The organism is Nostoc sp. (assembly GCF_036917975.1).
Classification (GTDB): domain Bacteria; phylum Cyanobacteriota; class Cyanobacteriia; order Cyanobacteriales; family Nostocaceae; genus Nostoc.
On record NZ_JBALEJ010000004.1, the window covers coordinates 242,663 to 257,619 of the forward strand.

The following is a 14,957-nucleotide window of genomic DNA, read 5'->3' on the forward strand; positions in this document are numbered from 1 at the left end:
GAACCGCCTTCTCTGCGAGAGGCTTCGCCAACGCGTAGCGTCTCGTAGAGAAGACGCAGAGGACACAGAGAAAAGAAAGAAATGCTTAATGAAATAATTACCATCTATGCTATCACCGACGACTTGTTAAAAGCGATCGGACACGATGAAGATTGTCGTCGTGGGATGAGCCGCGAATTCCATTCGCCAGGGCAGGTGTGTTTTTACTTGCCCACCCGACAATTAATTTACGCCCCGCAGTTTGCGAGTGTTATCAACTAAACTCTGAGCAAATTGATCAAATCTTTGAGATAGCTTCTCATCTAGCAACTTGCCTTCAGGACTAAAAGCACCATAAGCTTGTCCGATCGCAATTTGTTCAGGAATTACCCAACCATGTACCCACCGAACAATTAGCCGTAGGTCATTTAGGGCGTTGCTATTAGGCTGACCACCCAAGACGCTAATTAGCCCCGTCACTTTATCAGATAATTGCTCAAAGCTCATCAAATCAAGAGCATTTTTCAGGACACCACTAACGCTACCATGATACTCAGGCGTCGCTAAAATTAATCCATCAGCCTGACTGACAGTATCCTGCAACCGCTTAACATCTGGGTACTCTGAATACTCTTTTGCACCAGTGCAAAATGGTAGCTGCAACTGCCGTAAATCGAGAATTTCTACCTCTGCACCCAGGGCTTCTACCCTTTGCACTGCTACTTGTAAAGCAAGCTGGGTATAAGAGTTGGCTCTTAAACTACCACCAATGCCAATAATTCTGACCATAATTAACCCACAAACTATTAATTAGCTACTAGTACCAGATTTCTTAAAAAACGGAATCGTTATGACTATGCCTATCTTAGCGATTTGTGTCAGAATGTGTCAAATTAATATCTACTGGGAATTGGGGAAGGTGGGGCCCCCTCTGGGGATAAGGGGTAATGGGGATTGGGCAAAACATTTTCGTTAGCGGATAGCTAAGGTTTAGCCCGTCCTGAGTAAGTAATCTCACTTCTTCACTCAGTACTCAGCACTCTTCATTAATTACTCTGTTCTACACCGTTCACTACTGGCTTAACTTCCGAAAATGGATCAGTGCCGCCACCCCAGTTAAAATCACTAATTCTGATGCTGAAGCCGCCTAGCTGCAACACCGGATTGTAACGTAAGGTGATACCATAGCTACGACGACTATATTCCACAATATAGTCGGTGCTAGTTTGTACACCAGTATCCAAGTTAATAGATGTTTGAAAACCTAAACGAAAAGGGCCGTAGACTTGCTGTGATATCCCAGCGTTCAGTACTTTGTTATCAACAGAGCGATCAAACAAAAAGGGTGATAATCCGTTATTTAAACTTTGGGAGAAACTGATATTAAAGGCAGTATAGTCTAAAAAAGTCCGAGAAAAATGACCAATTTGACCTTGTAAGCCAATAGTACCAGTTAAGGTGCTTTGGCTATCACCACTGCTGTAATAACTGCTAGTACCTGTAACGCCCGTGAACACTTGCAAGTAAGGAACTACAGGATTAGCAGTGTATCGTAATCCCTCAGTGGCAGTGGGTGGTAATGGTTTTCCCCGCCACAGTAAAAATCCGCGATTGAGGGAAGCACTGCCTTGTAAACGATCTAGTGAGATCAGACCGGTTGCCTCCTGCGGTTGTTTTAGTAAGTCTTGGCGATCGGTATTGGCATCGATATACTGAGCACTTGCCTGATAGGTGAGGTTGATTCCACTTTTTCCTAATGGAATTACAGGAGAGGAAAGAATGCCGCCAAAACTACTCTGGACAGTTTGAAAGCCGAGGCTGCCGTTGTATAGAAGATCGCGGTAATTATATTGTAAATTCAACATATAGGGAAGGCGATCACCTATTTTCTGGTGCAATGCTAAATCCACCCGCAAATTGTTTTCCACCTGGCTCAAGTCAAGACTGCTTAACTGCCCAGTCCCCTGAAGTGTTGTCCGTGGACTCAAAACGGAATTTATCGTTGTCTTCACACCAAATAGTGCGCCTAAGTCACCCGTGCCTTCTTGCACAGCTCTCTCTACTAATAACTGGGGCGTGATCGTCCAGTGAGTCTGGCTTGTACTAATCACTGAAAAGCCACGCTGAATATAGAAACCACCCCGATCAGTTCCATCAAAGCCGGGGGAGACTAGAAAGGGTGTAATGTCCCTTTGGTTGCGGTCAATAGTCCACCGATCCAGCAGAATTGGTAAGGACAATCTTTGATCAAATACCAAACGCTGTCGCTGTGTGGTGATGGTCTCTACCAAGGGTGTCTCTTCCGTCAGAGTTGCTTGATCTGCGCGTAATTCTAGTTCTGGGGGCGAAAAAGGATCATTGGTGATGCGGACATTGCTTCCTTGCCAGCCATGCGGATAGAAGTCAATGTGTTCAGCTTCAAACCTGAGCCGATTGACTACACCCCCTGATTTTAGTGGCGAGAGGTTGCTAGGATCTGTCTGATCGCCAATTATCGTATTAATTCCTCCAGGGCTACTCACACCTGAAAGAGGTTGATTGGCTGTAACGCGATCGCTTAGAGTACGTTTTTGGACTCCACTCGTAGTTACATCCGTAGGTAAAAATGCTAAATCTGTTTGGGCTGAGGGTACGTAAATTTCTCCTCTACCATTTTCCATTTCACCACTATCTTGAACAAAGTTATAGGTAAAGCGTTGTCCATGCAATACCTGACGGCCCCTTGTTAAAGTTACATTGCCTTCTCCCGCAGCAATCAAGTTGTCCAAATTGACTTGTAAGCGATCAGCATCCACCACTGCCCCATCAAATCGCACAACTACATTACCGACAGCTGTAATAATTCGCTGTTGCTCGTTATACTCTTGCCGATCTGAAGTGACTTCCACAATTCTCGGCCCGGCTGGCAGTGTGGTAGCTGGTACAGTTGTTGTACCAAATGGTTTACCTTGTGGCTGATTAGTGGTGTTTACCTTTGGTGTAGGCGTTGGTTGCTGGACTTGGGACTGGAATTCTACAGTGATGGGCTTTGATAGTTGGTTTGTCGGGTTACGAGACTTGAATTCTATAAAATTTTGTACTGATTGAGAACTCGGTGCAAGATCAGCAGCAGATATAGAGATATTGTCTATTTTTGGAGACTGTTGTGCAGTAATATCACGTTGCTGTTCTTGTTGGGTTAAATTCTCAGCTAAAATTTCTGCTTTGGATTTGGCTAACTGGTTGTTGTTGGTGACAGTTGGAGCCGTTTCAAGAGAAGGCGGAGATTGGGCTACAAAGGGGCTTTGAGATACCTTATAGCTAAAGCTAGAAGATTCCAAAAAGGTTTGTTTTTCTCCACCGGTAGACTTTGGATCTAGCGTAGACCCAAAGCGGCTTGTCGTTAGATATCGCTGACCGAGTTTTTGAGAAGGTTCACTTTTTGCATCTTGCTCAGAAGCCTCTAGTGCAACTTTTCTTGGCAATGTAGCGGCTTCTCTTTGCATCTCTCGTTTACGCAGCGCTGAAATGAGAAGAAATTGCGATCGCTGGATGCCGCCACTCGAACTTGTTTTTGTATCTTCTTGATTTTGGCGATTAGAGGTTGTAACCTCATGCGTGGGATAACCAATTACTAGCGATTCCCCCAAAAGCCCAGCAGTTCCAGAACCAGTGAATGGGGAACTTTCTGGTGGTAAGGTTTCTGGTGAATGAGATGAGGAAGTTTTGCCAACTACCAAGTCATCCTGAGTTGAGTTGATCGGAATTGGCAATAAAGGATCACCCTTGGCATTACCTGCTATTGCCAACTGAGCCAAAACCTTGGGCTGCTTGGATTTATCTATTTTTTCGTGTATTCCAGCATCTACACCTGAAAGAAATTTTGTATGACTAGCAGATAAGTCGGAATTTACAGGTTGTAAAGATTCGAGGATAGGAGGCGGATCGGGTGGCAAAACTGGATGAAGCATAAGTGAGCAAAATCGGGCTAACAAACAGCCAAATGTCGGACGGAAGGATAAACTATACATTCTGCCTTCCGACTGTCGCCTTCTGCTACCTACAGCAAGCTACCTGGAGGAAGAAACTTACTAATTTTCCCTTAGTAAGTTTCCGTGGCGTTTAGTATTTTCCGCCTTCCAAAGTCGCGGATGATTTATCGCCCTTTTACTCTAAGTCCCGACGGCCGGGGTTACGAGCGGGATCGTTCGACAAAAATCCGAAGATGAAGATAGTTACGAAGAAGGCAACAACAATATAAACAGCGATTTTTAAAGTCAGCATAGAAATATCTCCAATGGGTAAAACAAAGAGAGCTTTTCTTTTAGGATCTGCCATGCAGAAAAGATAGCTACTTTATATTACCCAAATCTCGTCCCTTTTTTAGAGGACTCTGGGGACTGGGGACTGGGGATTGGGGACTGGGGACTGGGGACTGGGGACTGGGGACTGGGGACTGGGGACTGGGGACTGGGGACTGGGGACTGGGGACTGGGGATTGGGGACTAGGGATTGGGTACTAGCAGAGTCTATCGTATCCTACGCTTATTGAGAATAGTGCAAGATATCAGTTGTCTGACTTTTAGATGACCCTAAGAAATAATTCAGAGGACTATTGACTCTTCTGACGTTGACTGATGGCAAAGGTTTCCCAAAAAAAAGGGTAGAGGTCGCAGGTTACAGGTTACAGGAAGTAATTACTATCCCCCAATGCCCTTCAGGAGTGCTGAGTGCTGAGTGCTGAGTGGGGAAGAAGCAAGGGAGCAGGGAGAAGAATTCTCCCCTCCGCCTCCCGCACCCTGCCCCTCTGCATCTTTTCAATGCCCAATGCCCAATGCCCAATGCCCAATGCCCAATGCCCAATGCCCCATGCCCTATTTCTCAGCTTGAACTTTTGCTATATCTTTGCCAATTCGGTTTTTAATTACTCGTGCAGGTATGCCTACAGCAACAGAGAAAGGAGGAATATCTCTATTAACAACTGCTCCCGCACCAATAACACTGCCTTTGCCGATAGTAACGCCATCTAACACTGTTACTCCATGTCCTAGCCAACAATCATCCTCAATCACGATTCCCTTGCGAGTAACACCTTGGTATTTAATCGGCTCTATCGGATCGGCAAAATTATGATTATTGGCATATATCCCTGAATGGGCAGCAATCAAGCAGTGTTTACCAATTTTAATATTTCCTGGCCCTTCAATAGACACATTAGGAGCAATGAAGGTATCTTCATCAATTTGTATACATGTATCTTCCAAAGAGCCGATATCAACGTTACGCTCAATAGCGACTCTATTTCCTAGATGAATTCTATTATTTTTGTGCCCTCTAGCATCTATCCGCACACCCTTGAAAATATAGACTCCACTGCCGATCTCAATACAAGAGGTACCGTTAAATTCAACACCATTTTGAATATACACTGAGTTGCCTATCTGGGCAAAAATACTGCGATACCCCAAATTACGCAACTTTGGCCCCAGAATAAGTGTTGGAATATCTCCTAACACAGTTGTTACTAAAAGTTCTTGCGCGCGCTGCAATTTTGAAAAATTTTGCTCGTTCTGCATGGCTACATATCTCTTTAATCAATTGTTGTTGACAGTGTTTAAAGTTGTTTTGGCTGTATCCTAATTTTCTGCCAATACCAATAAGCTCTGTGTGTATTAATACATGAGCTAAGGTAGCAGTATCACAAAAATTTCCCAAGATTTTTAGGTGGTTCTCCAACATTTGAAAAACCAGAGTCTAGCTTTGACTAGGTGAGCAATTTTTGAGGTTAAGTGTGTAGAATTACTCAAGTAATATGCACAATTGCGTTAAGTCGCTAGAAGTTTTTGTACTATATGTACGTAAAACTTTGGCTTCTTTGTCACAAAATCAATTAACAAAGCAATTTCAGTGCATTGCCAAGTCAAAACTTAGATTCCTAAATTGTCTGATGGGAAAATTTGCTGGTTTAGATAGGCTACTGTTTTGGTTCTCGGTCAAATTTGAAAAGCTTGCTACCACTAACAGTACTACTGAAGCAAATAGGGATAGTGTTGTCTATCTTGAGGCTATTTCCTCTCAAGCGGTTTTAGTCTTTTGAAACAACTCAGTTTCAAAAGCTATTTTGCAACAAAAAATACATTTAACTAGACTATATTCAAAGTTTAGATAAAATTTCTGCCTAGCATGACAATGTAATTATTGTTGGATTTTATGGGTATTTTGCCCAAATAAAATCCAATTAGGGTGGATTATCTCCCACATCAGCCATCACATTGAAGTTAACCATCGGTGCAAACAAGTAAGCGCTTCCCCGACTGCTATGACGGCTTTCTTGCAACGAATTTCTAGAGTATGCTGCTCCAATCATGTTGCACACGGATGATTTACAGACTAACCAATTCATGTTGGTAATTACATGAATGATTTTTAATAACAATTGTTTTTAACAATAACACATTTTATTTTGAGTGGAACACTCTCAAGAAATAAGTTGATTTTCAAGTTGCTTGTTGATGAAAATTCGGGAAATTAGTTATTTTTTTTACTTGAACGATTACTACTCTGGAATATTTTTATACACTTAGATAAAATCCATTGAGAAGAGAGAGTTGACAAATGCTGTCAAGGGTTACTTAGAATTTCTGTCCATATTTCTACATTTGCTTGTCCAAGTAATTTTATGATTGGGTGTTAAACTCAGAATGATATCTACTATACTTGTGACGTTCACAATCTTCTTTTTCTCCATATACTTATATCTAAAAATTTGTAAATCACCCATTCGGGTGAGCCAAGCGGGTGATGCGTACTTGACATTACTTATTATAAATTCTATTGAAAGAAAGCTAAAACGTAGCTTAGTTTTGAGGATAAATCCCCAAAAAAACATCAAAATTCCCAAGTTGAGGTATCGGTTTTAACTCACACATGTGGTTCAAATTATGGCTTTAATTAAAGAAATTGTACAAGAAGCTCTAACTATCGGCTATTTGAGTGTTGTAGCCGAAGATCAACTGCGATCGCAGCTTCAAGGTAATTATGACTCAGAAGACCTAGATGCCTGGATCATTTTACAACGAGCGATCGCAGCAGGTGATGTAAAACTTGAGTCGCGCCGAAAAAAAGCTTCTCTCTCTCCTAAAGCCAAAGACGCTTCATCGAGTATCAAACTTGCTTATCAAATGGCAGCAGAACTCGCTTATGCAGCAGCTGTAGCTTTGACGATGACAAAAAATACTAAAGATCAGCCTTCATTAGGTGCTTAAAGTAACACGTCGCTAAGTTATTTTCCTGGTTTAGTATCAAAACTTAATACCAAGTAGTTAGCGTTCGCTTTTCCTGGTTAGCTGCTTGGTAAGGTTTTCATCCGATTCTTATTTATTTATAGCCTTTAGCTCCCACTTCTTTGCCAGCACAATTTTATTAAGAAATAATTAAAAATTTAACTTTCCTGGACACCGCTATGGGAAATTTTTACCTTCAGCCAAGACCCTAGAATTGATCCCCGGAAGCAATAATAAAATAAATATAAATTATTTACTTAGAACTAGATTTTTTTTAATTGATACATGCCAGTAAATGGTTAAATCTTAATATACCAAGTACATGGCTGAAAGTAAGGCATAGAATTAGAAACACCTTGGTGTAAACTTTAGCAACGAGGTTAAAAAGAATTCTCAATGTTTAACAAAGTCATCGCTTTTTCACAAAATACAGTATGAAAAATTGGCAACATTGGTAAAAAGAGATAAATTAAATAGCCAAATTCTTTGCTAAACTTGTTCATGGTTCCGCAGTTTGAGCAATTTATACATACATTTGAAAAATGTTTGCCATCAAAAGAGAGTTAAAACTAAACAACAAAGAAACCTCTTTGATGCGTGGCATAGCAGGGTTTAAGCGATTTGTCTACAACTATGGGCTGAACTTAATCACAGCCACCTGGAGTTGTGAAGATATTCAAGTTGGTGACTCTAAACGACTAGATGCCATCAAAAAAGTATTTACTCAAGTCACAATGAAAAAAACCGAATATGCCTGGATGAGAAAATACCCATCCACAGTATATCAATCAGCTTTCATAGACTTGAAAAAAGCTTTCAATCGATGGAGACAAGGAATAGCCTCATTCCCCAAAAATAAATCTAAAAAGAAAGGTGACTCATTCACAGTTTATAAAACATCTGGTGTTTATCCTGAAATTGGTCAACCAGCCTTAGCTTTTACCAATAGAGTCGTGATTGATGCAGGTAAAATCATTAAACTTCCAGGGCTAAAAACATTTAGACTCAAGGAAAAAATTGATTTTATTTGCAGTTCTCAAACATTTACCGTTTCTCGCACCGCTGATAGATGGTTTGTATCTTTCGCTATAGATGCCGGCAAGATTCCACCTATTTATCATCCAATTGAAAAAGTAGGAGTGGATCTAGGAATCAAGTGTTTAGCCACTGTTTCTGATGGAACTTGTTATACCATGCCAAATTGTACCAAAAGAGCGAAAACCAAGCTCAGTAAGTTGCAATGGCACAATCGTCACAAAGTCTTAGGAAACAAGAAGTTAGGGATAATGGCATCTAAAAATGCCAGAAAATACTACATTGAATTGGCGAGAAACTCGGCTCGAATAAGCAATATTCGCCGGGACACAATTCAGAAAATGACAACTGATTTGAGTCGTCGAGTTTATTGTATCCGAATTGAAGATTTAAACGTCTCTGGGATGATTGCCAATCACAAACTTGCTAGTGCAGTGAGCGATAATTGCTTCTATGAAGTGCGTCGCCAATTAATTTATAAGCAAGCACATTATGGCACGAAAGTCGAGATAGTTGATAGGTGGTTTCCTTCTTCTAAGATGTGTTCTCAGTGTGGTCATGTTCAGGCAATGAAGCTATCAGACAGAGTGTTTTGTTGCTCGAAGTGCAATCATACTTTAGACAGAGATGAAAATGCCTCAATTAATCTGAAAAATGCACCCCCTCAAGTAGTAAGGTTGGCTTGACCTGAAGTTACGCCTGTGGACAAGAAGTAGCCGACTACCTTGGTTGAAGCAGGAAGAAAACACTAATCCCAGTTAACTAAGTTTAATTAGGTTTAGGTAAGTTTTTTGGAGCAGTAAACAATAACCATAGCTAAACTTGGAGTTTTGCCAACCTATGCAGCCAATTCGCACATTTAATGTATCCCCTTCACTACCGCCACGACTTGAACCACTACGGCGGCTAGCATATAACTTGCACTGGGATTGGAACGTTGATACTAAAGATTTATTTCGTCGCTTAGACTCTGACCTATGGGAGTCTAGCCATCATAATCCAGTGTTAATGCTGGGTACGATCGCTCAATCGCGGCTTCTGGAAGTTGTCGAAGATGAAGGCTTTATAGCGCAAATGGATCGCGCTGACCGTCAGTTAGAAGATTATTTGCAAGAGCGCACCTGGTATCAGAAACAACGCGAAGACAAACCAAAAGAATGCTACGCCTATTTTTCGGCGGAATTTGGACTGGTAGATTGTTTGCCGGTCTATTCTGGGGGCTTGGGCGTTCTGGCGGGGGATCACCTCAAATCTGCCAGTGACCTGGGATTACCACTTGTCGGTGTAGGTTTACTGTATCAGCAAGGCTATTTTGCCCAGTATCTCAATGCCGATGGCTGGCAGCAAGAGCGCTACCTGAACAACGATTTCTACAACATGCCCTTGCATCTAGAGCGCAATGCCGATGGTTCAGAACTGCGGATTGCGGTAGATTATCCTGGACGCAAGGTGTATGCCAGAGTTTGGCGCGTGCAGGTAGGAACGGTTCCCCTGTATTTGATGGACACCAACATTGAACCCAATAATACTTACGACCACGACATTACAGATCAGCTGTATGGTGGCGACATCGATATGCGTATCCACCAGGAAATCATGCTGGGGATCGGTGGTGTGCAAATGCTCAAAGCTTTGGGGCTGAAAGTCACCGTCTACCACATGAATGAAGGTCACGCCGCCTTCTCTGCCCTAGAACGCATCCGCTTGCTGATTCAGGAAGAAGGACTGAATTATGCCCAAGCTAAACAGGTGGTGGCTTCCAGTAATATTTTTACCACCCACACGCCAGTACCAGCCGGAATTGACTTGTTCGCCCCCGACAAAATTTTGTACTACCTGGGGTACTATGCAGAGATATTTGGGTTGCCCAAAGAGCAACTTTTAGGACTGGGGCGCGAGAATACAGGCGATTTATCTGGGCCTTTCAGTATGGCGGTGCTGGCGCTGAAAATGGCAACATTTTCTAACGGTGTCGCACAGTTGCATGGTGTAGTTTCGCGGCAAATGTTCCAGGGATTATGGCAGAAAGTGCCAGTAGAGGAAGTGCCGATCGCCGCAATTACCAACGGTGTCCATGCTCGGAGTTGTGTGGCGAAACCAACTCAAGAGTTGTACGATCGCTACCTGGGGCCAAACTGGTCATCAGCACCGCCAGATAGCCCATTGTGGGAGCGGATGGAAGCCATACCCGATGAGGAATTGTGGCGCAATCACGAACGCTGTCGCTTAGATATGATTTTGTTTGTGCGAGAGCATTTGGTCAAACATCTGCGCGATCGCGGCGCTTCTGCCTCCGAAATTTTCCAGGCACAAGAAGTTTTAGATCCTTACGCTTTCACCATTGGCTTTGCCCGTCGCTTTGCCACCTACAAACGCGCCACCCTCTGGATGCGTGATTTAGATCGGATTAAGCGGCTTCTGCTGGCTAACAAAGACCGGAAAGTGCAATTTGTCATCGCTGGCAAGGCACATCCCAAAGATATACCAGGTAAAGAACTGATCCGCGACATCAATCACTTTATCCGCGAACAGCATTTAGAAAAACAGGTAGTGTTTGTTCCCAATTACGACATTTACATCTCTCGGTTGATGGTTGCGGGTTGTGATATCTGGTTAAATACACCGCGTCGTCCACGCGAGGCCTCTGGTACTAGTGGCATGAAAGCGGCAATGAATGGATTGCCGAATTTAAGTGTACTAGATGGCTGGTGGGATGAAGCTGATTACGTCCGCACAGGTTGGGCGATTGGACATGGAGAGAATTATGACGATCCCAACTACCAAGATGAAGTAGAAGCTAACGCTCTCTACGAGTTGTTAGAAAAGGAAGTTGTACCGCTATTTTATGACCATCGCGATACTGATGGCTTACCCCGTCCGTGGGTTGCCAAAATGAAGGATGCAATTCGGTTGAATTGTCCATTCTTTAATACAGCGCGGATGGTAGGAGAATATGCACAGCGAGCTTATTTTCCGGCTAGCGATCGCTATCATACCCTGACTGTTGATAACTATGCCCCAGCGAAAGAACTAGCTGCTTGGAAAGAAAAACTGGGCGAACACTGGTTCAACATCAGAATTAAAGATGTTGACATATCGGCAGTTTCAGACATTGAAGTTAACCAAACCGTTGCTGTTAAAGCCAAGGTTGACTTAGCAACTTTGAGCAATAATGATGTGCAAGTGGAGCTATATCAAGGTGCGATCGATGCCAATGGTGAGATTGTCAACGCTGTGCCGGTGGTGATGGATTACCAAGGTGAAGATGCACAGCAATTGAGTATTTACACAGGTAATATCACTTATACCGCTTCTGGTTTGCAAGGCTTGTCTTTGCGTGTATTGCCGAAAAATAAAAATCTGGCTAATCCTTATGAACCAAGGTTGATTGCTTGGGCACAATAAGAGTGCTGAGTAGTTTTTGAATACTCAACAAAAGGCGTTGCTGATTGAAGTTTAGCAACGCCTTTTATTGTGTGATACAGTCCATTGGTGTTAACTTAACGCGAAACCGCTTGTCCGCCGGGAATTGAAATTCCCGTATAATAGCTAAAGTCATCTGAAGATGACTAAATATCGCCAAAAATTTCCAGTCTACTGAAGTAGACTTTAGCTAAAAGCCAAAGAAATTTATTTCCGGGCGGGCATGGAAGCCAATAGATAAGCTATTTCCAGCTTAAGTTAACACCAATGATATTTGCCCCGCCCCAAACGAAGTCCTGAGCTTGCCGAAGGGTGGGCGGTCTTTCAACTCAGCACTCAGCACTCAGCACTCAGCACTCTTCATCTTAGTGACCGACTGGCGCTTTTACTCCTGCACCGCCTTTACCCAGGAATAATAATAGGGGTAATGAGCAAAGGAATCCTATGCCTACGACTCGAAAGCAATCTGCGTAAGATAAAACAGCAGCTTGGGTATCTACTGTTTGACTTAATAAAGCGAGTGCTTGTTGTTGCGCTGTTACTGCATCCATACCTTGTCCTTGAAGTGCCCCATTGAGCAAGTCGAGACGTTGATTGGTTTCTGGGTCATAAGGGCTAAGTTTTCCTAACAGGATATCTCGATGAAAAGTCTGTCTGCGGTCAAGCAGAGTAGTAAGTAGAGCAATACCAATACTGCCACCTAGTTGTCGAGTCAGGTTGTAGAAACCAGAACCAGCAGAAATATCTTTTTTGGGCAGTGGGCCTAAAACTGCCAAACTCAAAGGGAGAAACATAAATACAGTAAAAGCTCCGCGCCATACCAATGGCCAAAATAAATCGTCTGTCCCGCTTTGTGGGGTAATTGCTGCCAATTGAAACATGACTCCAGATGAGCCGACAGCACCGATCGCAATTAAGAATCGGGCATCAACTATACTAGTCAGTTTGCCTAATAAAATCATCCCGATTGCAGACGCTAAAGCCCCAGGTGCTAACAATAGTCCTGTTTGTGTTGCCGTAAATTGCAGCACGCTCTGAGCAAAGATCGGTACAGCAAAGAGTGCGCCATAAAGCCCCATACCCACCACTGATGAGAGAACGCTTCCCGCAGCTAAAGAACGGTGACGCAAAACTCTCAAATCCACAGCCGGGTGATCTGTTTTCAGTTCTCGCCAAATAAACAACCCCAAGCCGATAATCCCAAGGATAGTCAGAGAGACGATGAAACTAGAGGAAAACCAGTCGTCTGTTTCGCCTTCTTCTAATACAGTTTGTATGCTACCCACAGCTACGATTAAAAACCCAATTCCCCACCAATCAACAGCTTGATTTTGGGTATCGTTCTTGTCTTTATTCTTTGGTAAAAACGCCAAAGACATCAGGACTGCAATGATCCCAAAGGGAATGTTAACAAAGAAAATCCAGCGCCAGCCTAAACCATCTACTAAGAATCCTCCTAAAGTTGGGCCAATTGCCGGGCCAGCAATCACACCCACGCCAAAAACTGCTTGGGCCAAACCTTGTTCAGCTGGGGGAAAAGTCTCGAACAAAATCGCCTGGGCTTTCGCTAGCAATCCGCCACCGCATAAACCTTGGAGAATTCGAGCCGCGATCAACATCGGTAGATTGAAGGACAACCCACATAAAATAGAGGAAATCGTAAAACCAATCAGCGAGAAGATAAAGTAGGTTTTACGCCCAAAGTAATCTCCCAACCATGCAGATAAGGGAATTAAGACGACGTTAGCGATCGCATATCCGCTAACTACCCAACCCACTTCACTGACAGTTGCACCCAAAGTTGCTTGGATATCAGTCAGAGCTACGTTGACAATACTAGTATCAATTACTTCTAATATTGCACCAAGGGAAGCCGTAAATGCGATCGCCCACTTCAATGGCCCGTGGACATAACCAAATTGGTCAATACTAGAACCTTTAATGTTGGTAGCCATTATTTAGCACAAATAATATCTGGGAGATGTCAAACGATTTTGGATTTTAGATTTTAGATTTTAGATTGACTGCACCCACAAGGGATGCAGCTTGATAGCGCAGCGTAAAGCCTTCGGCATGGCTTCGCTTAGAGCGAGTCCGCGTACCCTTACAGGGAAGCAAGCTACGCTTTTAGCGTCTCGTAGAGAGCGTCGGATTTTGGATTGACGATAGCGTTAGCGACGTAGGAGCGTCTTTGAGATTTATTCCGCGCACAAGGACGGGGCTTGTACCAAAAACAATCCAAAATCCAAAATCCAAAATCTAAAATTCGGTGGGTCAAACCATGCCTTGGTTAGCCTACGCTGATGCCAAAGCTAAAATTAAATTTTGTATACATACGCTACGGTAGCGTATCATATAGAAATGGTCAAGAGAGTTCTTCCTGAAAAGCGGCAGAAATACCTATGCTAAAGATGGATGGTCATTGCTGCTGTTTTCGTGCATAAGAATTGGGTTGTCAGGCTTATTTGTTTCCCAGAAGCTATGTTCTATGCCCAACAGTGGAGTAAATAGCCAAAAAGATATTGCTTGGGGATGATATTTTTATGAGTAAGCAAATTAACAGCACCTCTGGACGCCCACGCAGCATCCACGCTGATCAGGCGATTCTGCAAGCAACTTTGGATTTACTTGCAGAGGTAGGGTATGAAAGTATGAGTATAGAAGCGATCGCTTCTCGTGCTGGAGTTGGTAAAACAACCATCTATCGGCGTTACACTTCCAAAGAAGAATTAGTTGCAGACGCGATCGAAAGTCTCAGAGATGATGTAGCGATCCCCGATACTGGCAGCTTTTGGGGAGACATGGATATCTTGATTAATAATGCCGCTAAAAAAATAGATAGTCCCCTTGGTCGTCAGACACTCGCCCTGATTATTAGTACAGCGTCTACCAATCCTCAGTTTGCCGAGGTCTATTGGACAAAATATACAAAACTCCGACGTGAAGCCTTGTCTAAAGTACTTAAGCGTGCCAAGTCTAGAAGTGAAATTCACAAGGATGCGGACATTGAGCTAATTATCGACCTTTTAAGTGGGTCACTGTACTATGCACTTATTTTTAAACCCATCACCGAGCCAGTAGAAGCGTATATGCGCCGCACCATGAATCTTCTTATAAAGGGAGTAGGGAGTAGGGAGTAGGGAAAGAATTCTAAATCTCAGTCCCCAGTCCCCAGTCCCCAGTCCCCAGTCCCCAGTCCCCAGTCCCCAGTCCCCAGTCCCCAGTCCCCAGTCCCCAGTCCCCAGTCCCCAGTCCCCA

Annotated in this window: 10 protein-coding genes and 1 pseudogene; 5 read left to right on the plus strand and 6 right to left on the minus strand. The window is 43.3% G+C overall.

Annotated elements, in window-relative coordinates; all coding sequences use genetic code 11:
- Positions 1-81: 81 nt before the first annotated feature.
- A pseudogene (locus V7K76_RS34535) lies at positions 82-171 on the plus strand (IS982 family transposase); the annotation flags it as partial.
- A 51-nt stretch (positions 172-222) separates the two neighbouring features.
- Here the strand turns inward: V7K76_RS34535 and V7K76_RS01850 are convergent.
- The 5 genes from V7K76_RS01850 to V7K76_RS01870 form a co-directional block, all read right to left on the minus strand.
- Positions 223-768, minus strand: a complete 546-nt coding sequence (locus V7K76_RS01850; protein ID WP_334779320.1) for an NADPH-dependent FMN reductase — start codon at positions 766-768, stop codon at positions 223-225.
- Positions 769-1,025: 257 nt separating this feature from the next.
- Positions 1,026-3,989: a DUF3769 domain-containing protein gene (locus tag V7K76_RS01855; protein ID WP_334779319.1), complete on the minus strand. Its 2,964-nt coding sequence runs from the start codon at positions 3,987-3,989 to the stop codon at positions 1,026-1,028.
- 136 nt (positions 3,990-4,125) lie between these two features.
- Positions 4,126-4,242 carry a photosystem II reaction center protein I gene (locus V7K76_RS01860; RefSeq protein ID WP_041566417.1) on the minus strand — a complete coding sequence of 39 codons (117 nt, stop codon included), beginning with the start codon at positions 4,240-4,242 and terminating at the stop codon, positions 4,126-4,128.
- Positions 4,243-4,832: 590 nt separating this feature from the next.
- Positions 4,833-5,534: an acyltransferase gene (locus V7K76_RS01865; RefSeq protein ID WP_334952191.1), complete on the minus strand. Its 702-nt coding sequence runs from the start codon at positions 5,532-5,534 to the stop codon at positions 4,833-4,835.
- Positions 5,535-6,196: 662 nt separating this feature from the next.
- Positions 6,197-6,325, minus strand: coding sequence for a hypothetical protein (locus V7K76_RS01870; protein WP_256091202.1), 129 nt, complete (start codon positions 6,323-6,325; stop codon positions 6,197-6,199).
- Between the two features lie 574 nt (positions 6,326-6,899).
- Here V7K76_RS01870 and V7K76_RS01875 point away from each other — a divergent pair.
- The 3 genes from V7K76_RS01875 to glgP all read left to right on the plus strand — a co-directional run bounded on the left by V7K76_RS01875 (position 6,900) and on the right by glgP (position 11,681).
- Entirely contained in the window at positions 6,900-7,223 is a 324-nt protein-coding gene (locus V7K76_RS01875) for a hypothetical protein (protein WP_179066084.1), read from the plus strand.
- Positions 7,224-7,783: 560 nt separating this feature from the next.
- Complete coding sequence (locus tag V7K76_RS01880) at positions 7,784-8,962, plus strand: RNA-guided endonuclease InsQ/TnpB family protein (RefSeq protein WP_334952188.1); 1,179 nt, start codon at positions 7,784-7,786, stop codon at positions 8,960-8,962.
- 154 nt (positions 8,963-9,116) lie between these two features.
- Positions 9,117-11,681 (plus strand): alpha-glucan family phosphorylase, encoded by a 2,565-nt coding sequence (gene glgP / locus V7K76_RS01885; RefSeq protein ID WP_334952186.1) that lies wholly within the window; start codon positions 9,117-9,119, stop codon positions 11,679-11,681.
- Between the two features lie 383 nt (positions 11,682-12,064).
- On the opposite strand, the gene V7K76_RS01890 is transcribed toward glgP, so the two are convergent.
- Positions 12,065-13,654, minus strand: a complete 1,590-nt coding sequence (locus V7K76_RS01890; RefSeq protein WP_334952184.1) for a DHA2 family efflux MFS transporter permease subunit — start codon at positions 13,652-13,654, stop codon at positions 12,065-12,067.
- A 588-nt stretch (positions 13,655-14,242) separates the two neighbouring features.
- Here V7K76_RS01890 and V7K76_RS01895 point away from each other — a divergent pair.
- The gene (locus tag V7K76_RS01895) at positions 14,243-14,839 is read left to right on the plus strand and encodes a TetR/AcrR family transcriptional regulator (RefSeq protein WP_334952182.1); all 597 of its coding nucleotides are present in this window, start codon (positions 14,243-14,245) and stop codon (positions 14,837-14,839) included.
- The last annotated feature ends 118 nt before the right edge of the window (positions 14,840-14,957 follow it).